This is a genomic window from Psychrobacter sp. SHUES1, from assembly GCF_001652315.1.
Lineage (GTDB): Bacteria > Pseudomonadota > Gammaproteobacteria > Pseudomonadales > Moraxellaceae > Psychrobacter > Psychrobacter faecalis.
In genome coordinates, this window is sequence record NZ_LXWA01000020.1 from 1 (window position 1) to 25,489 (window position 25,489).

Sequence of the window (25,489 nt, forward strand, 5' to 3'; positions counted from 1 at the left end):
GGAAGGAAAATTGTTTGTCATTCCTGAACGTAGAAAGCGATCTTGCCCGAGGGTAGTTAAGGGTAAACCACAAAAATATCCCAAAAAAAATACCAGTCAGCGTTAACTGACTGGCATTAATCCTTTGGGTGGCTTTTTTTTATTTATACACTCAGAAAAGTAAGTTATTGCATAAATTGATAGCGCAATAATGTTATACTAGCGACCCAAACACTTTGTAAATTGACAAAGTGTACATCAGCATAGCTATCTGTACGATGGATTTATCAGCGTAGGTAATTGATTTTACTAATATTAACTAATTTGCCTATCGCGCAATCATTTAATCATAAAGTAATCATGTCTACCTGACTGGTGGCAACAGTTTATCCAGCGGTGCTTACTGCTACTGCATTTTTTAAGACGAAACGAGCATTTTATATGGCGAACGATATCAAACACCTGCGTAACATTGCAATTATTGCCCACGTTGACCACGGTAAAACCACTTTGGTTGATAAGTTATTACATCAATCTGGTACTTTTGGCGACCGTGCAAACATTGCGGAACGCGCAATGGATTCAGGTGATATTGAGCAAGAACGTGGTATTACTATTTTGGCAAAAAATACGGCCATCCGGTGGACAGATGACACTGATGGTACTGAATACCGTATTAATATCGTCGACACCCCAGGTCACGCCGACTTTGGTGGCGAAGTTGAACGCGTTATGTCAATGGTTGACTGCGTATTATTAGTTGTTGACGGTGTTGATGGTCCAATGCCACAAACGCGTTTTGTCACTCAAAAGGCGTTTGAGCAAGGTCTAAAACCGATTGTGGTTATTAATAAGATCGACCGTCCTGGTTCACGCCCTGATTGGGTAATGGATCAAATCTTTGATCTATTTGATAATTTGGGTGCTACTGACGAGCAATTAGATTTCCCAGTGGTTTATGCATCTGCCTTAAACGGTATTGCTGGTTTGGAAGCAGATAATTTAGCGGATGACATGACGCCGTTGTTTAAAACCATCGTTGATGTGGTACAGCCACCGCAAGTCGATGCAGATGCACCTTTCCGCATGCAAATTTCTAGCCTTGACTATAACAGCTTCGTTGGCGTTATCGGTATTGGCCGTATTCAGCGCGGTAAAGTTAAAACCAATACGCCTGTGACTGTCATTGATAAAAATGGTAAAACGCGTAACGGTCGTATCCTAAAAATCATGGGTTATCACGGTCTTGAGCGTATTGAAGTAGACGATGCGCAAGCGGGCGATATCGTTTGTATTACCGGTATTGATGCGCTAAATATTTCAGACACCATTTGTGACCCTAACCATGTTGAAGCATTGCCAGCATTGACTGTCGATGAGCCAACGGTATCGATGAACTTCCAAGTGAATAACTCACCATTTGCGGGCCGTGAAGGTAAATTTGTGACGTCACGTAATATTCGTGAGCGTCTTGAGCGTGAATTGATTCACAACGTGGCACTACGTGTAGAAGATACCGAGTCTCCAGATAAATTTAAAGTATCAGGTCGTGGTGAGCTGCATTTATCAGTATTGATCGAAAACATGCGCCGCGAAGGTTTTGAGCTTGGCGTATCAGGTCCAGAAGTTATTGTGAAAGAAGTGGATGGCAAGCTACAAGAACCATATGAAAACGTTGTTTTTGATATTGAAGACGCGCATCAAGGTCCAATTATGGAACAAGTCGGCTTGCGTAAAGGCGAGATGACCAATATGGAGCTTGATGGTAAAGGTCGTATGCGTATTGAAGCGACTATGCCTGCACGTGGTTTGATTGGTTTCCGTTCAGAGTTTTTAACCTTGACCTCGGGCACTGGTATCATGACTTCAAGCTTCTCACATTACGGTCCACAAAAGATTGGTGATGTTGGTGGTCGTTCAAACGGCGTATTGGTTTCTATGGCCAATGGTGTTTGCTTAGGTTTCGCTCTATTTAACCTACAAAAACGTGGTAAATTGTTCGCTGAGCCACAGCTTGAAGTTTACGAAGGTATGATTGTTGGTTTGAACTCTCGTAATGATGATATGGTTGTGAACCCAACGACTGCTAAACAGTTAACCAACGTCCGTGCCAGTGGTACTGATGAAGCGTTGACGCTGACGCCAGCGGTTAAATTTACCCTTGAGCAAGCGCTTGAATTCATTCAAGATGACGAATTAGTAGAAGTAACGCCAAAAGCCATACGTCTGCGTAAGCGTTATTTGACTGAAAATGAACGTAAGCGTCATGGTCGCAAGAAAAACGCTTAATATCGATACGTAAATTACTTGGTAATTTATATTTTCAATATTAAAAAAGCACTCAAAGCTAATGGTTCATGATTGGCTTTAATATTGAAAATTAGCAGTATAAGGTGAGCAGAGTAAAGTTCACTTTATATTGCTTTTTTTTGTGCTTGGTTTTCATATATAATAAAAATGATCTAATCAATGAGTGTTATTTATTTAGACAGGTTTAAAAAATCAATATCGGAAAATTTGGTTCATCATCTATATGATAATTAATTAAACTTTCAAGGAGTGACATCATGAGTATGGTATCTGAGTTTAAGGAATTTGCTTTAAAAGGTAACGTAATGGACCTAGCAGTCGGAGTCATCATTGGTGGCGCTTTTGCGACTATTACGACTTCTTTGGTTGAAGACATTATTATGCCTATCGTTGCTTTTATTGCCGGCGGCGAAATTAATTTCAAAAACATGTTTTTTATATTAGGTGATGCGCCTGAAGGTGTGGCCATGACTTATGATGCACTCAAGGCAGCAGGTGTACCAGTGTTGGCTTATGGTAGCTTTATCACAGTATTGATTAACTTCCTAATTTTGGCGTTTATCATCTTTATGATGGTCAAAATGGTAAATAGATTACGTCGTAAAGATGAAGTGGAAGAAGCGGTGAAAGGACCGTCAGAAGAAGTACAGCTGCTGCGTGAGATTAGCGCTAAACTTGGTAACTCTAATATTTCAAAATAAGATTATGTCATTTACTTGCGGTAATAAAAAAAGCTAACAAGAAGTTAGCTTTTTTTATTTTAATCTAAGAACGGTTAAATTCGATGATTATTTTATTATTTTATAACCTAAGGCCTAACTACCACATAGTCATTGGTATTAATCAAGATTTCTGAAGGACCATCGACTACAATGCGGACGACATTATTGTCAACGACTTGCGACTTATAATAGTTGTCTTCGGCAACTGTACAGCCTAGGCAGCGTCCCATGGCATCCCAAGGTTCAACGAATAATTTCTGCTGTGCTTGGTCGGCGTTACCGCCGATAAGCGAGAAGGGCAGACTGACAAGATAAGCGGCAGTGCCTGCCACAGCGGTCACCAGCTGTAATGGTTTACCGACAATAGTATCAACGACCATCGTTTCATAAGAGGGGCCAAAATCCGTTTCATCAATTTCTATCGCGGCTAGAGCGGGCTGCATGCCAGCAAAAATCAAGCTTATGCTTGCCATCATGGTAAGTAGTTTATATTTAGCTGTGCGTTTCATTTTAGCTGGAGCGCTCATGATGATATCCTAAAACTCATAAAAAATATGGTTCATAGCTGCTGCTATTTTCATATAGAAATAATGCGACAACGATAGATATTAATAAGTATTCTTAATATCTTGCTTATACAAATACCTTGCACTATAAAAGACAGTATCAGCCCTATTAAAGCAAGATGTAAGTTAATAAGCAACAAAAATGCGCAGAATATCTTTATCTGCAAAAAATATTTCGAGTATATAGCTTCAGAACTGTACAGACTTTTTAAATCTTTATTTTGGAGCTATTTAGAAAATGCATCATTCGGTAGGCTGACAGTTAGGACAGAAGACACTGGCACGCCCATTTAACTTAATATTTTCTAATAGCGTATCGCAATGCGGACAGGTTTCGCCCTGTCTACCATAAACATTTAATGTTTGCTGGAAGTAGCCGGTTTGACCGCTGGCAACGGTAAAATCGCGTAATGTGGAACCACCTAGCGTGATGGCCTTTTTTAAAATGGCTTTGATATGCTCAACCAAGATAACTATTTGCTCATGAGATACTTCATTAGCTGGTGTTGCCGGATGAATACCTGATAAATAAAGGCTTTCAGTTGCATAAATATTACCAACGCCAACAACCACTTGCTGCTCCATAATTACTGATTTAATCGCGCGCTTGATAGGCTGCTTGCTATTGGTTTTGTGAGCTATGTTGTTATCCGAGGTTTGGTTTGGATTGTCCAAGCGCTGAATTAAATGATATAAGTAATCAGCGGTAAAGTCTGCTGATAATGGCTCGGGACCCAAATGATCTAAAAGCTTAGAACCGTAATCTTTAAACCATAGCACTGAGCCAAATCGCCTCGGATCATAATAATGTAGCTGTGTTTGGCTATTATCATCGCCGCTAAATGTTACCACTAAATGGTCATGTTTACGTTTATCGGTGCCATGGCTGTGTTGCTGTAAGCTACCCGACATACCAAGGTGAATCAAAAGTTGGCGCGGTGTTAAGCTATTTGGCTGAATAGAAGCGTTGGTATTAACAGAAGTGAGCGGTATAAAATTTAGGATTAAATACTTCGCTCGGCGCTCGACACTGTCCAAAGTATAATCAACCAGTTGGTTTAAATCATCGGGCATCGACCAGCGTAGCTTTGGTTGAAAAACTTTGACATCGACCACTTGTTGACCTAATAAAGGTGTCAGGCTGGTTTTGGTGGTTTCTACTTCCGGCAACTCAGGCATAGTATTTTTTATCAGACTCTATTATATATAAAGGTTATTTACAAAAATTTTAAAGTTTAAGCTATCAAACAACAGCACGGCGAGCATGCAAGATACCATGTTGCTGCTCGAGCTTGGCCAGTAACTTAGACAAATGTGCCAGCCCTGAAACTTCAACATGAAACTTTAAAAAGGCGATATTGTCATCGTTACTGAGCGTTTCAACCTGACGAATATTGACGTTTTCTTTATCAATAATTTGGGTCAAATCACGCAGTAGCCCGCGCCGGTCATAGGCTTCGACATGGATATCTACCGGCTGATAACGACCAGCTTTAACTGTCCAAGCGGCTTCAATTTCGCGCTCAGGATCCCGTTCAATCAAGCGTAGGTACTCGGGACAACCGCGGTTATGCACGCTGACGCCGCGCGATAAAGTAATGTAGCCTGCGATAGGTTCACCGTGGACAGGATGGCAGCAGCCCGCTAAATTAATCTCGATATTATCCAAACCATCGATACGAATTTTATAAGCGTCAAGTTTCCCCGCATTTCTTGTATCGATACTTGGGGTGAAATCTTCCTCAGGTTTTTCAGGCTCTAAATCTAACTGGCGAGAAATGTGACTGGTCAACTGATTAAGACTGATATCACCCGTGACCAAACCAACCACGATATCATCGGTATTATTGACGTTAAAATGCTGGATATAATCGTTTAAATCAATACTGTTTGGGTGCACCGATAAGCGCTCAAGCTCTTTACTGAGCATTTGGCGACCTATCTCGATATTTTTATCGCGGTCTTGCTTATTGAACCATTGACGCAGTTTTGAGCGCGCGCGGTTGGTATGAATATAACCGAGCGAGGCGACTAGCCAATCGCGATTGGGTTCACGCGAGGCTTTGGTGATAATCTCAACTTGTTCACCCGTTTTTAACTGGTAAGTCAGCGGCACATAGCGCTGATTGACGCGCGCCGCTTGCGCTCGGTTACCGACTTGCGTGTGTACATAATAAGCAAAGTCCAGTACAGTGGCACCTTTTGGTAATTCTGTAATATCGCCATCACGACTAAAGATATAAATACGCTCGAGCTCATCAAAATCAACCAACTGCTCATCATCGTCGAACTCGATTTCTTCTAATTCTTCGCCGGTCAGTAATGCTGAGCGCGGCTGATTGCGCGTTTCGTTATTAATCGATAAGAGCTGACGTAATGAGCTGATTCTTTGGTTAAGGTAATTGTCCTTTTTATTTTTTAGCCCTTCTTTATAATTAACATGCGCACACATGCCAAGCTCGGCTTCAAAGTGCATTTCTTGGGTGCGAATTTGTACTTCAAGCGATTTATTTTCGGCAATAACGGCGGTATGAAGCGAGCGATAACCATTTGATTTTGGATTGGTAATATAATCGTCAAATTGCTCAGGGATATAGCGCCATAAACCGTGTACCAAGCCCAACACGTGATAGCAATCTGAAGGATTATTGACCAAGACCCGTAGCGCACGAATGTCATACAGCTGATCAAAAGATAAACCTTTGAGCTTCATTTTTCGGTAAATAGAGTAGATGTGCTTGACGCGGCCTGATACCTCGCCTTCGATACCCGCTTCCGCTAATGCTTCATTAAGCTTATCTTGGACGCGCTGGATATAGGATTCACGTTCGCTGCGTTTTTCTGATAACAGTTTGGCAATTTCTTTATAACGTTCTGGCGCCAGATAGCGAAAGGCTAAGTCTTCTAGCTCCCATTTTAATTGGGCAATGCCCAGTCTGTGAGCCAATGGCGCATAAATGGTCATAACCTCACGCGCGACCCGATATTGTCGTTCTTCACCAGAAAAAGTCAGTTCGCGCATGGCAAAGGTACGCTCAGCCAATTTAATCAGCACCACGCGTACATCGTTGGTGACTGAGATGAGCATGCTATAAATGTTGGAGAGCTGATCACGCTGATTATTAACGAAATGGTCTTCTAAGCGCTTATTGCTTTCGATGATTTCCGACAGTTTTCCCATTGCCAAGGTATCTTTAACCAAGGTTGAGATATCGGCACCGAATTTTTTTTCAATTTCCGCGAGGCTAATAATCGATTTGCGGGCGCTACGATAAAGCATCGCGGCGACAAGCGCATTTTCATCTTGATAAAGGTAAGTCAAGATATCGGTCATGGCAATACCGGTGACGTAAGCGCCTGAACGCTCAGATTCGCTGGTATTCATGTGACTGCGGATAAACTCGCAAGCGCTAGCAAGATTGGGCACAGACTCTTGCCCGATACGCTTGGCAACATTATCCAGCCAAGTAGGGACGTCGATATTTATCTGATCTAAATCAATGGCTTCTAGTTCTTGTGCCGAAAGCGCATTGGCATCATCCAGCAGTTGATTATCTAAATACTCATCTTCGAGGTTGGGGTCATGGCTGTGATAAGCATACTGCGCGGAGCGATCAAAGGTGGTATGCAGTTTATGAGTGGACAGCTGATATTTGATATCGTGTGGAATTTGGGCATAGCTATTGGCAGACTGATGAGAGCGTTGGCTCGCGACCAGTTGTGCGGCCAATGTTGCGCTATCGGCTTGCGTGGTTTGTCCATCTACCAGCGGTAGCCCTTCACGAATTTTTACCATAGCCCACTCCTCTTAGCTATTCTAAATTGATTAAAAGCCCATTTACCAACCACACTTTTAGGTTTCCATAGGTAAAGTGTCAGCTATAAATCAATTCAGCCGCTAAAAAATCCATTTTTAGCAGCTATAAATGACAGACATAAATAATATATAAAGCGCTGAGTAAGGATAAAGAATACTCACGATATCTTGTTGAAGAAAGTCTAAATATATTGGCTGTTATTATCTCATTTCATAATGACAAATCAAGCAAGGCTCTGTAATGATAATGTCGCTTTCGATAACATAACGCCTGTTTAACCCTGGCATTTAAGCCACTTTATCTAAAGTAATAGGGTCAAAAAGGTTGTGCTTATTTATACCTGTCATACGTTGTTTTCATACTATAGCGTAGCGTGTGTTAAAATACGCTGCGCTAAAATATATTTTTTTAAACCTCTTGTTTTAAAATATCAGCACTACTACAGCTGACGCTAAACTGCAACTTTCTCAAAGCGCGCAATAGATTCGACGTGACCGGTATGACAGAACATATCCATCACGCCTGCATGCGTCAAACGATAGCCTTGCTCTAACAAAGCTTTGGTATCGCGGGCGAGGGTAGCAGGGTTACAAGAGACATAGACAATACGCTCGGCATTGAACTTTGGCAGATACTGCATAATCTCCCAAGCGCCCGAACGCGGTGGGTCAATGAGTAGCGCGTCAAAGCCTTGATTGGCCCAAGGTTTATCGGTGCAATCTTGCGTTAAATCTTGGCTATAAAAATCCGTATTAGTAATACCGTTACGGCGTGCATTATCGGCCGCGCGAGCGGTCATGGCTTCACTGCCTTCGACACCAACCACCGCGCCAGTTTCGCCGACCAAACGCGCGAGTGGTAAGCTAAAGTTACCCAAACCACTGAACAAATCGAGCACCCGCTCGCCCGCTTTTAAGTCTAACAAATCACAAGCAAGCTTGGTCATTTGACGATTGACCGATAAATTAACTTGAGTAAAGTCGGTCGGAATAAATTCAAAGGTCAAATCATACTCAGGCAATTGATAATACAAGCGCCCAAACTGCTCAGTCATATCGTCATTGTCACTCAAGGCAATACGCTGAATGCTATCGGCGCCTTTTGATTGTAAATAGAGCTGCCAATTGCGCGCTGCGAAAAAGGTTTTTAATTTTTCAATATCGGCATCTGATAATGGTGCCAAATTACGTACAATCAGTGCAACCGGTTGATTACCATCAGGTAGCTCTGGTAGCGCTTCGCCCATGGCTAATTCAAGCTGAGCAATCTTGTCACGACTCTCAAGCGTGCTGATAAGCGCTTTTAGATTCTCAATCTCAAAACCAATACGTGGGTCTAAGATATGGCACTCATTTAATTCCGCTAAGAAGTTACTTGAGCGCTCACGGAAACCAACCAAGGCGGTTTCTTTTTTGGCGACATAACGCACGCCGAGTCGCGCTTTGGTACGGTAACCTAAGCGATCACCAACCACGGGCGCGAGCCAGTGATCGGGCTCGACATTGGCTTGATGCATAAGCAATTCAGCAAGCACAGATTGCTTAAAGTTGATCTGACCATCGGGCTGCCAATGTTGCAAGCTACAGCCACCGCAAACACCGAAATGCGGGCAGGGCGCTACTGCGCGCTCAGGGTTTGGATTGGCAGTAATGCTCACCGCATCGCCTTCTTCAAAACTGCTACGGCTATTGGTGATTTTGACTAAGGCGCTTTCACCGGGTAGCGCAAAGCTGACAAAAATCTTTTTGCCATGTTTGTCTTCGATATGACCGTCGGCTTCACCGAAACCATTGCCATAAATAGCAACACCGCGACCATCATGCGACAAGCCATCTATTTTAAAGGGTAATGGCTCAGCATCTTTTAAACGGCGACGGGTTTTTGACGAAGGCTTGGATTTTTTCTTACTTGGCGGCATAGTAATGGTCTGAGTCTCGTTAGGCTGTTGGTTGGCGTTTAGAGTGGTAGAATCTTTTGGGTCGGTGGGCTGCATAAACCTGCCTTAATAATAAATAATAAGCAATAAAGGGTAAATAACTAAAAATGAGGGAGCCGTTGTCGTTAAGATGTCTAGTGTGGCGCAGGCGCCGAGGACCAATCAGCAATAAACTCATGATGGCGAGGACTGCCATCTGCTTGGGTATAACTTGCTAAATAATCACGACTTTGCTGCTGCCATGCCTCAAAATCTGCTGAGGACAATTGCCCTGTCAATCGCAGCCAGCGCAAATAAATCAGCCAAGTATTCATCACATCAGATTCGCAATATATTGACAACGTTTGCCAATCACCATTGCTCACCAACTCGCCAACCATACTGCCATCGACATCGGTTTTACCGGGCAAGCCATAAAGACTGGCGACGATATCCATGGCTTCGCGGCGGCTGGCACCGTATTGGCTAAATCTGTCCATCAAATCAAGATGACGACTGTGGAAGCGATTAACGTAATTATCAAAGCGCATGTTTTTGATACGCTCGCCTTCTTCAAATAACCACGGCGCCGATAAGTCATACTGCATCGCGCGATAAATAAGCACCGGGATATCAAAGCCTGAACCGTTCCAACTAATCAGCTGTGGCAGCTTTTCAAGGTCACTGAACGCGCGAAAAAACTTGCTCAGTATGTCTTTTTCGCTAAACTTATCGGCGGTCAAAGAAAACAGGGAAAATTTGCCGTCTTTAATATAGAGCGCAGAGATACAGACAATACGCTGCAAGGGCAAACGCATAAAATCGTGACTTGCTTCTTGGACACGCAGCGCTGTCAATGCGTTTAAAGCATCGGCATCATTTAGCTCAGCCAACTGCGGATAGATACGGCGGGCAGCCTCGGTATCGGCAACCGTTTCAATATCAAAGACCAAGATAGGTCTGGACGAAAGGGCGTTTGACATAAATAATCCTGCCTATTTATAAGCTTATGGGGTGGCGTTATCCGTGCTGTCGTCAGCGTCATTCACATTATATAGGCCCGTCGATAAATAACGATCACCGCGATCGCAAACGATAAAAGCAATCACGGCATCAGGATTTGCTTTTGCGACTTCGGTAGCGGCCCATGCCGCTGCACCTGATGACACACCAGCAAAAATGCCTTCAGTTTTCGCCAATTTACGCATATAAACTTCAGCGACCCGCTGATCAACATCCATGATCTCATCAACCAAATCTGCTTCAAAAATACCAGGCATATAAGCGGCAGGCCAGCGGCGGATGCCAGCGATAGATGCTTCTTCGTCAGGTTGTAGACCGATGACTTTAATGTCAGGGTTTTGCTCTTTAAGATATTGCGCAACGCCAGTGATAGTACCTGTGGTGCCCATCGAGCTGATAAAATGGGTGATTTTACCGTCCGTTTGCGCCCACAGCTCAGGGCCGGTGGTCAAATAGTGCGCTTGTTTATTATCAGGATTGTTAAACTGATCGAGTACAATACCTTTACCGTCGGCTTGCATTTGTAGCGCCATATCACGCGAAGCTTCTATGCCTTCGTCGACCTCGATAAGCGTCGCACCATAAGCGGCCATCGCATCTTTACGCTCTTGAGTCGAGTTGGTTGGCATAAACAGGGTGATTGGATAGCCACGCATCGCCGCCACCATCGCCAAAGCAATGCCCGTATTGCCGCTGGTCGCTTCAATGAGCATATCGCCAGGTTTAATATCACCGCGCTGCTCAGCTTGATAAATCATATTAAATGCCGGACGGTCTTTTACCGAGCCAGCAGGATTATTGCCTTCGAGTTTGGCGAGCAATACCGCGCCATTGGCAATCTGCTCTTGCTCAGGCAGGCGATTTAATTTGACCAAAGGCGTCTTACCCACGCAATCGGCAAGGTCAGTGATTTGCGTAATAAAATTGGCGTTTGACTGGGCCGTAGCGGACATAAGGTATCCTTATCGATTATTAGTTTTTTAATAGGCGCTGTTTAAATAGCAGGTCAGTACTTGATGACCGTTAGGGATTGATTGTGGTCAATAAAAAGTTGCGTCATTATATCATTTTGTTTTCGCCTGCGCTTAATGCATAAATTTTTATTGAGGATAAGCAGTGTACTTATCTGCATAAACAAATAGGCATGAACAAAATACGAAAAGCTGACCCTTTAGTAATCGCCTTTGAACAATAAAAGCGAAAGAGCAAGTGAGGCAATAAAAGTTTGCCAAGGAATGGTTAACCGCACTCGTTAGAATCCTGCTAAGATAATCGCAAGTCATTTTTGATGGCTTATCTTTAATGCTTAATCAATAATGAATACCTAAGCGCACCGTACAGTGTTTATCAATAATAGTATTCATCAGTAATAATATTTAGCGCTAAAATCAGTGGAGAATAAACCCAGCATGGCTTACAAAAAACGTTTTGATACCAGTAGTGCTTATGGTCAGCTGATTATATTGGTGTTTTTGCCGATTTGTTTATTGGCAGCAGTCGGTGGCATTTTGGTATTTTACGAAACCATGCGCGCCAGTAATTCAGAACAAGAGGCGTTAGCAGAGGCGGTACTGATTCGTTATACGCCAACGATTGCGGAGCTGGTTCCTGAGTTATTAGAGCAACAGGAAGACAATAGCGATGATAAAAATAAGGCAGCGGACAACCCGCAAGCGGCGCTAGCGGCCTTAGAAGATATTCAAGATAGGCTCGGACGTATGCAGTCCGAGCAGCATGTCCAGCGTATTGCAATTATCAATCAAAATAATGAAGTGCTGGCAAGCGTCGGTTATGGCACTGAGGAAGCTTGGCCGCTGATAGAATCTGCAGAGCGTTTTTTATCGCAACAACCAACGCCCATTGGCACCGCTTACGGCAGTAGCTTGGGAGAATTTGACGGGCAGCAATTGTGGCTTATGATTGATATGGATAATGAGCCACTTTATATTGCCCGTTATCGTATCGCTATGGCGCTCGCGATTACGGGTTTATTTACGATTTTAATTTTGTTATTGAGCTTAAATATTTACTCAAAACGTTGGATTGCGCCAATTTACGAGCTGCGTTTGCAATTACAACGTACCCATGTCGACAATCTTTATCAGCCTATTCCGGTCGAATCAAATGGCGAGCTGAATTTATTGCAGCAAGATCTGGTCAGGACGTTACGCCGCCTACATGCCAGCTTCCAAGATTTAAAAGATCATGCCGAGCAGACCGAAGATGATTTGCGCTTGGCATTTGATGAGATGGAAATGCAGAATATCTCTATCCGTAATGCGCGCGATGCGGCGATTTCAACCAGCCAAGCAAAATCGGCATTTTTGGCCAATATCAGCCATGAATTACGTACACCGTTAAACAGTATTGATGGTTTTATTAATTTGCTGGCGCGGCACGGTGAGCTCAACCCTGAACAAGATTTGTACGTGCAAACCATCCGTAAATCGTCAGCGCATCTGTTGGCGCTCGTGAACGATGTCTTGGATTTCTCTAAAATTGAAGCGGGTAAATTGGTCCTTGATCGTCATGAGTTTGACCTTTATGACACCATCTATGACGTGGTCGATATGCTATCGCCGGTCGCTGCTGAAAAAGGTCTGCGCATGGCGGTATTGTTTTATAACGACGTGCCGATGCGCATCAACGGCGATGCGTTGCGCCTTAAGCAAGTACTGACCAATATCGTCGGTAATGCGATTAAATTTACCGATAGTGGCGATGTGGTTGTACGCGTGAGCTTGGATGATCATCGCGACAATTATTTGATGATTAGTGTGCAAGACAGCGGTAAAGGCATTTCTTTATCAGATCAAAAAATGCTCTTTCAAAGCTTTAGCCAAGGCGATCCGTCGATTACGCGGCAATACGGCGGTACCGGTTTGGGTTTGGTCATCTCCAAGCAATTAACGCGACTGATGGGCGGCGACATTGGCTTTTATGACAATGTGCAAGAAAACATCTCTAATCAAGGAGCGACGTTTTGGTTTCGAATGCCAGCCCATGTCGATGTCTTGGAAGCGGCAACTGGGCAAACGATTGAATTGCCAGTGCTCGCGCCACTTGCCAGCGATACAGACGAGTTTAATGTGCTGGTCTGGATCAATCATACCGCGTCGATTCAGGTGCTCAAAGCCAGCTTACAACACTTACCGATCACCCTAACCCAAGCCAATTCTTTACCGGGTGTGCTTGAGTCGCTTAAAGAGCGCGGCAATTATTGGGATTGGGTCATCGTTGATGACGATACCCAAGACGATATGATGGCGCTACTCAAACAGATTCGCCTGCACTATCAAGGAAAGCTGGCGGTATTTGGCTATCAAGTTGCCGCCGACCAAGCACTGCTCAATCGTTATCATGCCAATATTTTGTATGAGCCATTGGATAAAAGACAGCTCTATGCCATGCTTGATACGCAGAAACGCAGCGCCCCGAGTGGCGTTCAAGAGCCGCGCTGGAAGGGCGTGACCGTCTTGGCTGTCGACGACCATCTGCCAAACTTGTTGGTGCTTGATGCGCTGCTAAGTGAACTTGGTATCCATGTCATTACCGCCAGCAGCGGTTTTGATGCGATAGAAATCATCAGTAAACAGCAAACTAAGCATATCAAAACTGCTAAAGCTGACAGTCAAAGTCTGTCGAAAAAGACCCAGATATCTAAAGCCGAAGCGCGTGATGATGCTAGTAAATCGGCGGTTAACTCGTTACATCTTGACGATGCTACGACGGATGATAAAGGCAATGCGGCACATAAAAACAGTATCGATTTGATATTTATGGATATTCAAATGCCGCGTATGTCAGGGCATGAAGCAGCGCGGCAAATCCGTAATATCGAAACCCCTGATCATCACATTCCGATTATCGCCTTAACGGCCCATGGCTTAGCCGATGAGCGCGATAAGCTGATTGCGAGCGGCATCAATGATTATGTCGGCAAGCCTATTAGCCAGCCACAGTTACTACAAGTGCTGCAAAAATGGCTTGGTCGTACCGATTCAGTGCCGCCATTAACCACTATTCATAGCGATAACTTGTACAGCGCTGACTTACAAAATGGGGTAAATCAAAACGCCTTGACGTCTTACGCAGATTTGACAATGCCAACCTATCCTTTGCTCAAAGATAACGAGGATAATCATATCGCCAATACAAGTTCTGATAATAAAGTGAAGAGTCCGGCAAAAATTACCCGTCCTTTATCACTGAAGAAAATCCGCGATAACTATTTGCGTGACAGTCAGCCTCGTGAAGATTATAGACGCGAAACCCAGTCACGTTACGAGAAACCACGCTATGAAAAGCCACACTATGAGAATCTGCATTATCAAGGGCAGGGGCAAGCACCCTTATCTTATCTGCCTTATCAAATGCCAGAGCGTGCTAAAGATGAGCAAGCAGTAAATACTGCACACGGGCAAAGTAGTACGGACTTGGGCGCAAATGCCCTTGATACCTCGGAGATTTTAAATTGGCAAGATGCGTTGACGCGCTCAGCCAATAAACCCGATTTGGCTGCCAAGCTCATCATTATGATGCTCGATACCATCAATGATGAAAAGCAAGCATTGATGCAGGCATGGGACACTCGTAACCGTAGCGCGCTGGCGCAAATTGCCCATCGTATCTTAGGTGGCAGTCGTTATACCGGCGTGCCGCAGCTACGTCAAGCCAGCCAAGACTTAGAAGATAAATGCTTATTAAATATTCAACATACCACGCCGGCTCAGTTTGCGATGTTAGAGCCTTATTATGAAGCGTTATTGACGGCGTTAAACAATCTACAAACACTGGATTTATCGGCGTATCCGCAGCTTAATTATCATCGTCTAAGTGAAAATGATATGACGTGGAAAATGATTTAAAGCTGATAATCATAAAACCACTGAGTATAAACGATACCCTAGTAGTCAGTTATTGATAAGGAAGGGCGAGTGCAAGGCTGTTAATATTAATCTGAGTACCAACATTCCAGTTGTTTTATTTATTATTAAGGATGACTATGCACGCTATTGCCACTTACCAGTATGAGACATTACAAGTCAGCGCCACCGACAATATAATAACGGTGACTATTAATCGACCGGAAAAAAAGAACGCTATGAGTTTTAAAGTGGTGCAAGAGTTGATTGCGGTCGCAGGGCGCATCAGTAAAGATAAAGCGGTACGCGCGGTGATTCTTGACGGCGCGGAAGGCACTTTTTGTGCTGGTATCGATTTGGGCGATTTAAACCATCCTAAAAACCAAGCGTTTGCGCTATGGGAGCTGGTTAAACCTTGGCAAAGTCTCTTTCAACGCGTCTGCTTGGTTTGGCGTGAAGTGCCTGTACCAGTGATTGCTGTTTTAGAAGGCTATTGTATTGGCGCGGGCTTACAACTGGCGCTAGCTTGTGATGTGCGTATCAGCCATCCTGAGTGTAAATTGTCTATTATGGAAGCTAAGTGGGGGCTCGTACCTGACATGGGCTTAACGCAATCAGGGTTTGGCGTCGTACGCGCTGATGTCTTAAAGGAGCTGGCAATGACCGCGCGTACCGTCAATGCCGAGGAAGCCCAAGCACTTGGCTTGGTCAGCCATTGTAGTGAGACGCCGCTTGAGCAGGCGCAAAAGCTTGCCACCGAGTTTGCTGAGCGCTCACCCGATGCAGTGCTGGCAAGCAAGCGCGTTATCAATGCGATGTTCCAGCAGCCAGCTACAACGCTATATAAAGAAAAATTTTGGCAGTTAAAAATGATGTTTGGTCGCAACCGTAAACTGGCGCTTAGAAAAGCCAAACAAGCCAGTACCGCTTTTGGCAAACGTCAATTTCGTTAAAAAATCAGCCATATTTGGCCACTGTATTTGAGTGAGATAGGTCTATTTTATTCACATCAAGCATCTATTGAATTACAAGCAGATAGTGCAATATAGCACTATCTGTTTTTTTATCTGTTTACGTTGCTGTGTTTGCGTTGCTGCTTGTTTATAGACGGTATTTTTAAAAGGCTTGTTTTGCAATAAAAGTCGATTAAAATTACCCAACAAACCACGTATCAATAATAAAATAATCCTTCCTCTATCATATGGTCTCATTATGTCTGCTCCAAAACCCTCCCTGCCCAATAAACCCAATGCTGCTGACCGAGTGCGCTCTGCTGATTTGCCCGTTGCATGGATTATGATGCTTGGGCTTATCGTGGCAGTCGGGCCATTATCGATTGATATGTATTTGCCAGCATTGCCATCTATGGCAGAGGATTTTGGCGTATCGACCGCCTTTATGGCCAACTCTGTGCCAGCCTATTTTCTTGGTTTAGTATTTGGTCAGCTGTTTTATGGCCCCTTTAGTGATCGCGTCGGTCGCGTCAAACCGTTATATATGGGCATGATTTTATATGTGATTGCCTCGATTGTCTGTGCGACGACCGATAATGAATACGTATTGTTTATCGGTCGAACCTTTCAGGCGCTCGGCGCGTGCGTGGGAGCGGTTGTGACGCGTGCGGCAATACGTGACCGCCTGACTGCCAAACAAACCGCCAAAGCTTTTTCTATTATGATATTGGTCATGGGCTTAGCGCCGATATTAGCACCATCGCTTGGTGCTTTATTTTTAAAGTTCTTTAGTTGGCATTCTATTTTTTGGTTTTTGGCGGCTTTTGGGGCGTTAAATTTATTACTGACCAAGTTTTTCTTCTTTGAAACCTTGACTGAAGAAAACCGTAATGTGCGTCCTGCCAAAGAAGTGCTCAGTCAATATTGGGATTTATTAAAAGACCCGACCTTTAACTATCCAGCGATAGGCGGTGGTTTATTAATGGGCGCGATGTTTGTCTATATCAGCTCAGCTTCTGAATTAATCATGGATACCTATGGCGTCTCGGCCACGCATTTTGGTTGGCTATTTGGGATGAATGCGGCAGGGTTCGTAGGTTTGACCCAGCTGAATCAATGGCTGACTAATCGTTTTCGTATTTTAAGTATTCTACGATTTGGGGCAATGATGCAGGTCACCTCAGCCGCCGCGCTATTTGTAACCGGTATTATTTTTGGTACGGATGCATGGTTGCCGCTGGTTTTAGCTTGTATTTTCTTTTGTATTGCGGGCTTGGGCCTGACACAGCCAAACGCCTCGGCGATTGCCCTTGCTTTTCAAAAACGCCGTGCGGGTATGGCCAGTGCTTTGCAAGGCTCGTTGATGTTTTCGGTCGGTATTTTTGGTGGTTTATTATTAAACTTATTCCCTCTTAATCCTGTGTTAAAAATTGGTATTGCACTCTTTGTACTCATGAGTTTGGGGGCGTATTTAATTTGGCAGATAGACCGTGATTTGGATTTGGACACTGCGGAGTGATTGAAGGGTAGCGATGCATAATAGCGCTAGCAGTCGCTAAGCGTTATATGGTAAAATACAGCCCAGCTATTTTTATCATTCAGTATTATTCTGAACTTTCAAATCATAGCTCTATTTTTAAATCAACCCATCAAACAATGACACACACATCATGGCAAAAAATTGCTGGGTGTTTGGCGACTTGATTAATTTGCAAAAAAGTTAGTGCCGTTTCAATAAACGTTAAACATTAACCGTTAGCAAATGCGTGTCGCTAGATAGGCAGTTTTTGTGATGTGGAGGCATAACCCAACCAATAGGAATTTCACATGGCTTCAAACAATCCAACCAAAATCGAAATGCGCGACTTATTACAAGCCGGCGCTCACTTTGGTCACCAAACACGTTTTTGGAATCCAAAAATGGGTCCATACATCTTTGGCGCCCGTAACAAGATTCACATTATCAACTTAGAGCACACCGTAAAAGCGTTTAACGAAGCATTGACTTACGTAAACGGCCTAGCTGCTAAGAAAAACAAAGTATTATTCGTCGGTACTAAACGCGCAGCAAGCGGCGTTATCCGCGAGCAAGCACAACGTGCTGGCATGCCATACGTTGACCATCGCTGGTTAGGTGGTATGTTGACTAACTGGAAAACCCTACGTCAGTCAATCAATCGCCTAAAAGAGCTTGAAAAACAGTCTGAAGACGGTACTTTTGCTAAGCTGACTAAGCGTGAAGCATTAGAGCGTACTCGTGATATGGAAAAACTTGAGCGTTCATTGGGCGGTATCAAAGACATGGGCGGCCTACCTGACGCAATCTTCGTCGTCGACGTTGACCATGAAGCAATCGCTATCAAAGAAGCTAAAAATCTAGGTATCCCAGTTATCGGTATCGTTGATACCAACTCAAACCCAGATAACGTTGATTACATCATTCCAGCTAACGATGATGCTATCCGTGCTGTGACTTTGTATGTAACTTCTATTGCTGATGCGATTATCGCTGGTAAAGAATATGCGCAAACTCAAGCAGGCGGTAAAGCTGACCAAGCACAAGACGCTGAGCAAGCTCCTGCTACTGAAGCTGCAGCTGATGCGAAAACTGAAGAAGCAGCGACTCCAGCAGAGTAATGGCTAAGCGATAAGGTTTAACTTTGTAAGGATGCCTTGATAGTTTAGCTATTAGCAGTCATATAAGGTTATTAATCACATAAAGTTTATGGAAATCTATAATAGGCATGATGTAGTTTTACTCGTCATGCCTTATTATTAACGCGTCGAGCATCACTGACTTATTGCCAGAATGTCAGCGCGTTTAGATATCGTGCACTCCCTTACATAACAATACTCACCTACATCATAAAAGGTAACTCTTATGTCAGAAGTAAAAATATCTGCCAAAATGGTAAAAGAATTGCGTGACCGTACTGGTCTTGGCATGATGGAATGTAAAAAAGCGTTAGAAGAAGCAAACGGCGATGTCGAAGTTGCCATTGATAACCTACGTAAATCTGGTCAAGCGAAAGCGGCTAAAAAAGCAGGTAACATCGCAGCTGACGGTGCTATCATCATCGCTCAAGGTGACAACAAAGCATTCTTGCTAGAAGTAAACTGCCAAACTGACTTCGTTGCAAAAGATGAAAATTTCACTGCATTTGCAGAAAAAGTGGCCAATCTTGCCCTAGAAAACAATGTCACTGACGTTGCTGCTATCTCTGAATTGTCTTATAGCGATGAGCAAACCGTTGAAGAAGCGCGTGTATCTTTGGTACAAAAAATCGGTGAAAACATTCAAATTCGCCGCGTTGAAGTCCTAGAAGGCGCAAACATTGCTGCATACCGTCACGGCCTACGTATCGGTGTGGTCGTATCTTATGAAGGCGGCAGCGAAGAAACTGGTAAAAACCTTGCCATGCACATTGCAGCTTTCAACCCAGTTGCAGTAGATGACGAAAGCGTAGATGCTGATGTACTAGCACGCGAAAAAGACATCATCGAAGCCAAAGCGAAAGAATCTGGCAAGCCTGACAATATCGTTGAAAAAATGATCGAAGGTGGTTTGCGCAAATACCTAGACGAAGTAACCTTACTACGTCAACCATACGTTATGGACAATGAGAAAAAAGTTGGTGACGTATTAAAATCTGAAGGCGTAAAAGTCCTTGGTTTCAAACGTTTAGAAGTTGGTGAAGGCATCGAGAAGAAGCAAGAAGACTTTGCTGCTGAAGTTGCTGCCACGCAAGCGGCGAACAAGTAAGCTTTACATCATAAAAGCACATCGTATAGATATCAAAAAGCCCGTTATTCATCTAACGGGCTTTTTTGTGTCTGTGCATTTTAAAGGTTAATATTAACGTAGTGCTAAATAAGCGGAATTGGCATAGCTGGCGCTGTTGCTATTACTACTGGTACCGTAACTGACGTTTTGCACGCCGCCATTGGTAGTGCCCGTAGCGTTATTGGCATTCATGGTATTACCCGCTAGCGCTGAGTCGTTCTTATATAAGCTATGATAGCGGCTCATGACGCTTTTGACATAGTTGCGCGTTTCTTTAAACGGGGGTATGCCATTGTATTTATCGACGTTCCCTTCACCAGCATTATAACCTGCCACCGCAAACTCAACGTTATTATTAAAACGTTTCATCAGCCAAGCGATATATTTCGCTGAGCCTTCGATATTATCAGCAGGATTCCACGGATTACTGACATTAAAGCGGCGCGCCGTTGCCGGCATCAGCTGCATCAAGCCTTGCGCGCCAACAGGTGAGCGTGCATTGGGATTAAACGCCGATTCCGTATGCATCATGGCTTTCATAAGGCCAGGATCGATACCATGACGGGCAGCCGAGGCGCGGATATAACTGTCATAAGAGTTACGGCTGCCGCTACTACTCGCCGTGCTGCTACCGTAATCATTGCTATAGCTGCTGCCCGCATTGTAGGCGCTTGAGTCTTTATAGTAGGTGGTTTTTACTTTTTTATTAAATTTATCAAAATTACCGCTAGGATTGACGTTGGTAAGCAGAACTTGTCCGCCCTTGTCTTTATAAATATACATGTTTCCCGCTTGAGCGGCGATAGGCAAGCTAGATAAAGCAATGGCAGAGAGTAAAAGGGGTGACAAGCAGCGCGTCAGTAAAGGGGCAATAGTTATCATAGGTTTATCACTTTTTATTAAGTAAGAGCAAATTGCTTTGCCTATAAGCGCGTAAGGTTGCGCATCAAAGCGGTTATCGCGTCTGTAGGATCTTATAGCGCTCAAATAGGCTATCTACGAATTCACGTCTAACAAAACCACTTGCAATAGATACAAAAAATAATAGTTGCTTACTATAACACAAAATAAGTTTTTGCCACATCTGAATGTGTGCACGCGACGTCAAAAATCCATTTATTTTGTAAAAAAGCTGAATAAAATCAAGATAGTAATAAAGCGAGGGTAGTTAAGCAGTTTATAGCAGCAAGGTTTAAGACTTTGTTTTTGTCATAAAAATGATTAATAGATAACGTTAAAAATGCTAGCAAATATAATTAATGTAGGCGAAAAAAGCCCAGCAAGTAGGATGGGCTTTAAGAGTTTTGAACAGAAGGTAAAACATTTTAAACCGATAAGGCACTGATAAAAATAGGTACCCAAACAGCGGTGACTAAGCCATTGACCGCTAAGCCAAAGGCGGCATAGCGTCCGGCAGTATGGCTGATTTGCCATGCTTCTACGGTGCCAAATGCATGTGCTGCCAATCCTAGCGCGAGGCCTTTGGCGCGGTCGTCATCAATACCGCGAAATAAAAAGCGCGCTAAGGTTCCACCGATTAGACCTGAAACGATAATTATTAAGTTTGCTAATGCCAGCGGTGCTTTAATCAAATCGGCGACGCTCAGACCAATTGGTGTGGTCACTGAGCGGGTAGCAAATGCCAAAATGGTCTCGTGGCTAAGCGAAAATAAATAGGCCAATGACATGGGGAGCAAGGCGCCAACCACGCTCGCCAGTGCCACAATCATGGTTAGCTTTTTAACTGGTAAACCTTTAAAGTTCATCGCCGCCAATGGCACGGCCAATAATACTGTCACATAGCCTAATAAATGATCAAATACCGGTTTTGCCACGCTGTAATAATGATTGTAATCCCATTGTAAAATAAACAAAAACAGCAGTACTAAGACCAAAGCGGTGATAACCATCGGCAACCATGACAGCTTGCGCGCAAGGACACGGGCAATAACGTGGGCGGCCAAGGTTAATGCTATCGCAGCAAGGGTTGCGCTAAACACACTATCAAAACTCATAACGTTGCCTTATTAACAGAGCTTAATGCTGTCCCTTGTGCTTGTTGGTCATATTCATATTGTCATCATGACTGCCATCTGTATTGTCGCTATTATTAAGCGAGCGATTGGCAAGGATAGCCAATCCCCAAAGCGGGATAAGCGTACTGATAATCATAGTCAGCATCACGCCCCAAAACTCATCACCTAACGCAAATAGCAGCAAACCTGCACCGGCAGAAACGGGCAAAAAAGCAAAACCACTATCGACCAGTAAGGTGTTGCTTGCTTGGGTTAACCAATGCGGTAAACCTTTTATCACTCGCCAAACAATTAAAATAATAAACATCGTTAACAGGCCGACGATATTGGCTGCTTTTTCAATGCCCGCCCATTGGCAGACAACGACTGCTAACTCACGAACCACCACGACCATAATCAGCGTCAATATTAGCGCCATCCACAAAGGCGTGTTAGAAGTAGAGGTAGAGCTCATAAGCAATCCTAGCCAAGTCGGGTATAAAAAGGGAAATATGCTAAAAAAGAGAGTTTAATGCCAATGTGTTAACAAAAGCATGTCAATAAAAGCATTTTAGCAAAAGCTGATTATATAGGCAGTAGCCATACTAATAAAGCCTAAGCGCTAATTGCTGCTATTAAGCTGTTGTTAAATGTCTCGTATAGTGAGTGAAAAGTCATATCAATAAATCACGCACTGCTGATATCAATTTTTCTTGCTTGCTGTGGCTGCGCAGACAGAGGCTACAGAAAATTAATATCAGCAATACCGTCGCGTTTTTAGGATATTTTGACTATATAATAAATGTCGATTACCCCTTATATGCCAAAAATATAAAAAAGGATGCCATCATTTGATAGCGTCCTTTTTAACTTCATTCCGATTAAATAACTTTTGACGACGTTATTTAACTTTGCGAATCAGATGCTTCTGTAGCAGAGTTTAACGCTTCAAATTCAGCAAAAGCATCTTCTTCCTCTGCCGTTAAAGAGGCAGCTGCATCAATACTCTCATCTTTTTGCTCAAACTCTTCAAGTATCGGCATTAGCAATGTTGCTTGCGCTAACGGCAATACATCTAACGGCTTTAGATTGGCTTGTCCCAATAGCTGTTTGAGCCTATCGCTTGGCAAGCGAATGGTTAGGCGCTCATGACCGTTATCGTCATAGCTTTCTTCCAAAATCACGCCAAGCTCATACAAGGTGTTTTTAAATTGACCGGCGTTATACGGTAGGGTCAAATCAAAGGTAGTTAAGTTGCCCGTCAATAATTGCTGTACAGCAAGCGACAACTCTTCCATGCCTAGGTTTTGGCGCGAAGAAACATATACCCGATTTGGCTGACCTTCTTTTGCATAGCCAATGTGCGCCGGCTCATCGGTTAAGTCGATTTTATTATAAACATTCAGCACGGGCACATCGTTGTCAATCTCAGCAAGGACGTTTTTTACCGCTTGAATTTGCTCGTGCATGTCTTCGCTCGATGAATCAATGACATGTAGTAGTAAGTCGGCTTCTAGCGTCTCTTCTAAGGTTGCATGAAACGACTCGACCAACTCATGTGGCAAATGACGGACAAATCCCACGGTATCGACCAAAACCACGCGGCCAACTCCTTGCCAGTCAAGACGGCGCAAGGTCGGGTCAAGGGTGGCAAATAATTGGTCGGCGGCATAAATATTTTCATCGACCAAGCGATTAAATAGGGTAGATTTACCAGCGTTAGTATAACCGACGAGCGAGATGGTCGGGACGTCTGATTTTTGCCGACGCGCTCGACCTTGGGCACGGGTTTGGCGTACTTTTTCCAGTTTATTTTTCAACTGATTGACACGCACTTGTAATAAGCGGCGATCCGTTTCTAGCTGAGTTTCACCGGGTCCACGTAGACCAATACCCCCTTTTTGGCGCTCCAAATGCGTCCAACCACGCACCAATCGCGTTGATAGGTGGTTTAACTGCGCAAGCTCAACCTGTAGCTTACCTTCGTAAGTACGGGCGCGCTGGGCAAAAATATCCAAAATTAAGCCGGTGCGGTCAAGCACGCGGCATTGTACCAAAGCTTCGATATTACGCTCTTGCGATGGCGATAAATTATGATTGAAAAGCACAATATCAGCGTCGTATTCGCGCACCAATTCGGCTATTTCTTGTGCTTTACCGCTACCAACGAAATACTTGGCATCAGGACGCGCACGCGAGCCTGTAACCAGTGCCAAGCGATCAGCGCCTGCCGAATCTGCAAGTAGCTCAAATTCATTTAGATCATCGGGATCTTGAATTTGGCGGATGTCTAAATGGACGATAATGGCGCGCTCGCCACCTTCATGTCTTTCAAAATATTCCAAAGAGTATCACCTATTATTAAAGTAGATAAATCGCTATGACCGCTTCAATGAGTATCGATATAGCGTTCATATGACCCTCTATATGTGGTCTTATCATTTGATATTAAAGCGTATGTACACAATTAGCTACGTCTTTATGTTACAGCGTTTATAGGGAGATATTTTTATCTATAAAAATTTTAAGCTGAGACTATTAACAAAAGCCACTCATAATTCAGTGTACAAGTCATCACTGAGTAAATAAATTTTGTTATACTCATTGCCCTTGTTTACGAGATATAATCATACGTTTTTTAGGCAGCACTCTTTTAAGCATTAAGCTTTTTTAACACTAAGATGTAATAAAGCATTTTTAACCCATAAGTTTTTAATCACGAGGGATACAGATGAGCCAATCTAAGTCAGGCTTTTCACTCAAACAGCAATTAGGTCGCGGCAAACAAATCGCTGGCATGACCACCACCATCGCTGGTGGATTGCGCGCCGCCCAGCGTATCGGTGCCTTTAAACAGCCACCGCGCGAAAAGCTACCGCGCTATATTCAAGCGTTTTGCCGTAAAATGGCAGGCTCGTTTGGCGTGCAGGTGGTGGCAGTCGAGCGCGTAGAGCAGCATCACGGTTTATGGGTGGCTAACCATGTATCGTGGATGGATATTCCGGTAGTGGGGACGCTAAGCCCTGCTTTTTTCTTATCAAAGGCAGAAATTGGCGATTGGCCAATCTTTGGTAAGCTTGCGCATGCCGCAGGGACGGTATTTATCGAGCGTGGTTCCGGTGATGCGGGCACGGTTGCCACCCAAATTGCCAATTTTTTAACCAAAGGTTTTTCGGTTATCTTTTTCCCAGAAGCGACCACCACCGATGGTAAAAAAATCAAACGTATCCACGGCACTTTGCTGCAAGCGGCGATAGATGCTGACGTCCCAGTACGCCCGCTAGTGATTGCATATGTCAATAAAGATGGCACGTTAAGTGAGGCGCTGCCTTATTATGGCAAAATGACGATGAAAGATAGCCTAAAAAAGGTGCTCGATAGTAAAGACGTGACGGCTTTTGTCTTACCGCTTGAGCCGATAGATCCTAAAGGGTTGAGCAAAAGTCAGCTAACCGATTTGTTACAAGCGCATATGCAAGAAGGCTTGGCTGAACTGCATTCGCGGGTTTTAACGAAAGCTGGCAAACCTTAAGCAAGTA

The 25,489-nt window shown here is 43.8% G+C and carries 18 protein-coding genes; 8 read left to right on the plus strand and 10 right to left on the minus strand.

Translation table 11 applies throughout. The features are described 5' to 3' along the window. Positions 1-420 precede the first annotated feature (420 nt). Complete coding sequence (typA, locus tag A7325_RS01290) at positions 421-2,268, plus strand: translational GTPase TypA (RefSeq protein ID WP_068403956.1); 1,848 nt, start codon at positions 421-423, stop codon at positions 2,266-2,268. A gap of 278 nt (positions 2,269-2,546) precedes the next feature. Next, positions 2,547-2,990: a large conductance mechanosensitive channel protein MscL gene (gene mscL, locus A7325_RS01295; RefSeq protein WP_068403957.1), complete on the plus strand. Its 444-nt coding sequence runs from the start codon at positions 2,547-2,549 to the stop codon at positions 2,988-2,990. 107 nt (positions 2,991-3,097) lie between these two features. Here mscL and A7325_RS01300 read toward each other — a convergent pair whose 3' ends face one another. From A7325_RS01300 to cysM, 6 genes are all read right to left on the minus strand, one after another. After that, positions 3,098-3,538, minus strand: coding sequence for a hypothetical protein (locus A7325_RS01300; RefSeq protein WP_068403959.1), 441 nt, complete (start codon positions 3,536-3,538; stop codon positions 3,098-3,100). 282 nt (positions 3,539-3,820) lie between these two features. Further along, positions 3,821-4,756 carry a bifunctional DNA-formamidopyrimidine glycosylase/DNA-(apurinic or apyrimidinic site) lyase gene (gene mutM / locus A7325_RS01305; RefSeq protein ID WP_068403960.1) on the minus strand — a complete coding sequence of 312 codons (936 nt, stop codon included), beginning with the start codon at positions 4,754-4,756 and terminating at the stop codon, positions 3,821-3,823. Positions 4,757-4,820: 64 nt separating this feature from the next. Beyond that, a complete protein-coding gene (locus A7325_RS01310; protein ID WP_068403961.1) occupies positions 4,821-7,373 on the minus strand; it encodes a RelA/SpoT family protein in 2,553 nt (850 codons plus the stop codon). A 473-nt stretch (positions 7,374-7,846) separates the two neighbouring features. Further along, a complete protein-coding gene (gene rlmD, locus A7325_RS01315) occupies positions 7,847-9,388 on the minus strand; it encodes a 23S rRNA (uracil(1939)-C(5))-methyltransferase RlmD (RefSeq protein ID WP_068403962.1) in 1,542 nt (513 codons plus the stop codon). Positions 9,389-9,465: 77 nt separating this feature from the next. After that, positions 9,466-10,293 (minus strand): 3'-5' exonuclease, encoded by an 828-nt coding sequence (locus A7325_RS01320; RefSeq protein WP_068403964.1) that lies wholly within the window; start codon positions 10,291-10,293, stop codon positions 9,466-9,468. A gap of 24 nt (positions 10,294-10,317) precedes the next feature. Continuing rightward, a complete protein-coding gene (cysM, locus tag A7325_RS01325) occupies positions 10,318-11,286 on the minus strand; it encodes a cysteine synthase CysM (protein ID WP_068403966.1) in 969 nt (322 codons plus the stop codon). Between the two features lie 456 nt (positions 11,287-11,742). Between cysM and A7325_RS01330 the strand changes: the two genes are divergently transcribed. From A7325_RS01330 to tsf, 5 genes are all read left to right on the plus strand, one after another. Next, entirely contained in the window at positions 11,743-15,201 is a 3,459-nt protein-coding gene (locus A7325_RS01330; protein ID WP_068403968.1) for an ATP-binding protein, read from the plus strand. A 137-nt stretch (positions 15,202-15,338) separates the two neighbouring features. Continuing rightward, positions 15,339-16,151, plus strand: a complete 813-nt coding sequence (locus A7325_RS01335) for a crotonase/enoyl-CoA hydratase family protein (protein ID WP_068403970.1) — start codon at positions 15,339-15,341, stop codon at positions 16,149-16,151. 259 nt (positions 16,152-16,410) lie between these two features. Continuing rightward, the gene (locus A7325_RS01345; protein WP_068403974.1) at positions 16,411-17,670 is read left to right on the plus strand and encodes a multidrug effflux MFS transporter; all 1,260 of its coding nucleotides are present in this window, start codon (positions 16,411-16,413) and stop codon (positions 17,668-17,670) included. 308 nt (positions 17,671-17,978) lie between these two features. Beyond that, positions 17,979-18,788, plus strand: coding sequence for a 30S ribosomal protein S2 (gene rpsB, locus A7325_RS01350; protein WP_068403976.1), 810 nt, complete (start codon positions 17,979-17,981; stop codon positions 18,786-18,788). Positions 18,789-19,032: 244 nt separating this feature from the next. Next, positions 19,033-19,914, plus strand: a complete 882-nt coding sequence (tsf, locus tag A7325_RS01355) for a translation elongation factor Ts (protein ID WP_068403979.1) — start codon at positions 19,033-19,035, stop codon at positions 19,912-19,914. A gap of 93 nt (positions 19,915-20,007) precedes the next feature. Here the strand turns inward: tsf and A7325_RS01360 are convergent, their stop codons facing one another. The 4 genes from A7325_RS01360 to hflX all read right to left on the minus strand — a co-directional run bounded on the left by A7325_RS01360 (position 20,008) and on the right by hflX (position 24,295). Further along, entirely contained in the window at positions 20,008-20,817 is an 810-nt protein-coding gene (locus tag A7325_RS01360; RefSeq protein ID WP_068403981.1) for a lytic transglycosylase domain-containing protein, read from the minus strand. A 443-nt stretch (positions 20,818-21,260) separates the two neighbouring features. Next, positions 21,261-21,950, minus strand: a complete 690-nt coding sequence (locus A7325_RS01365) for an LrgB family protein (RefSeq protein ID WP_068403983.1) — start codon at positions 21,948-21,950, stop codon at positions 21,261-21,263. 22 nt (positions 21,951-21,972) lie between these two features. Beyond that, complete coding sequence (locus A7325_RS01370; RefSeq protein WP_068403985.1) at positions 21,973-22,425, minus strand: CidA/LrgA family protein; 453 nt, start codon at positions 22,423-22,425, stop codon at positions 21,973-21,975. A gap of 430 nt (positions 22,426-22,855) precedes the next feature. Next, positions 22,856-24,295: a ribosome rescue GTPase HflX gene (hflX, locus tag A7325_RS01375; RefSeq protein ID WP_068403987.1), complete on the minus strand. Its 1,440-nt coding sequence runs from the start codon at positions 24,293-24,295 to the stop codon at positions 22,856-22,858. A 386-nt stretch (positions 24,296-24,681) separates the two neighbouring features. Here hflX and A7325_RS01380 point away from each other — a divergent pair, with 386 nt between their 5' ends. Further along, positions 24,682-25,482: a lysophospholipid acyltransferase family protein gene (locus tag A7325_RS01380; RefSeq protein WP_068403989.1), complete on the plus strand. Its 801-nt coding sequence runs from the start codon at positions 24,682-24,684 to the stop codon at positions 25,480-25,482. Positions 25,483-25,489: the final 7 nt, after the last annotated feature.

Coding starts and splice junctions, on each gene's coding strand:
- mutM (WP_068403960.1), bottom strand. CDS start 4,756: ATGCCTGAGTTGCCGGAAGTAGAAACCACCAAAACCAGCCTGACACCT.
- A7325_RS01370 (WP_068403985.1), bottom strand. CDS start 22,425: ATGAGCTCTACCTCTACTTCTAACACGCCTTTGTGGATGGCGCTAATA.
- A7325_RS01365 (WP_068403983.1), bottom strand. CDS start 21,950: ATGAGTTTTGATAGTGTGTTTAGCGCAACCCTTGCTGCGATAGCATTA.
- A7325_RS01330 (WP_068403968.1), top strand. CDS start 11,743: ATGGCTTACAAAAAACGTTTTGATACCAGTAGTGCTTATGGTCAGCTG.
- A7325_RS01345 (WP_068403974.1), top strand. CDS start 16,411: ATGTCTGCTCCAAAACCCTCCCTGCCCAATAAACCCAATGCTGCTGAC.
- A7325_RS01360 (WP_068403981.1), bottom strand. CDS start 20,817: ATGATAACTATTGCCCCTTTACTGACGCGCTGCTTGTCACCCCTTTTA.
- mscL (WP_068403957.1), top strand. CDS start 2,547: ATGAGTATGGTATCTGAGTTTAAGGAATTTGCTTTAAAAGGTAACGTA.
- rlmD (WP_068403962.1), bottom strand. CDS start 9,388: ATGCAGCCCACCGACCCAAAAGATTCTACCACTCTAAACGCCAACCAA.
- A7325_RS01320 (WP_068403964.1), bottom strand. CDS start 10,293: ATGTCAAACGCCCTTTCGTCCAGACCTATCTTGGTCTTTGATATTGAA.
- A7325_RS01380 (WP_068403989.1), top strand. CDS start 24,682: ATGAGCCAATCTAAGTCAGGCTTTTCACTCAAACAGCAATTAGGTCGC.
- A7325_RS01310 (WP_068403961.1), bottom strand. CDS start 7,373: ATGGTAAAAATTCGTGAAGGGCTACCGCTGGTAGATGGACAAACCACG.
- A7325_RS01335 (WP_068403970.1), top strand. CDS start 15,339: ATGCACGCTATTGCCACTTACCAGTATGAGACATTACAAGTCAGCGCC.
- tsf (WP_068403979.1), top strand. CDS start 19,033: ATGTCAGAAGTAAAAATATCTGCCAAAATGGTAAAAGAATTGCGTGAC.
- rpsB (WP_068403976.1), top strand. CDS start 17,979: ATGGCTTCAAACAATCCAACCAAAATCGAAATGCGCGACTTATTACAA.
- A7325_RS01300 (WP_068403959.1), bottom strand. CDS start 3,538: ATGAGCGCTCCAGCTAAAATGAAACGCACAGCTAAATATAAACTACTT.
- cysM (WP_068403966.1), bottom strand. CDS start 11,286: ATGTCCGCTACGGCCCAGTCAAACGCCAATTTTATTACGCAAATCACT.
- typA (WP_068403956.1), top strand. CDS start 421: ATGGCGAACGATATCAAACACCTGCGTAACATTGCAATTATTGCCCAC.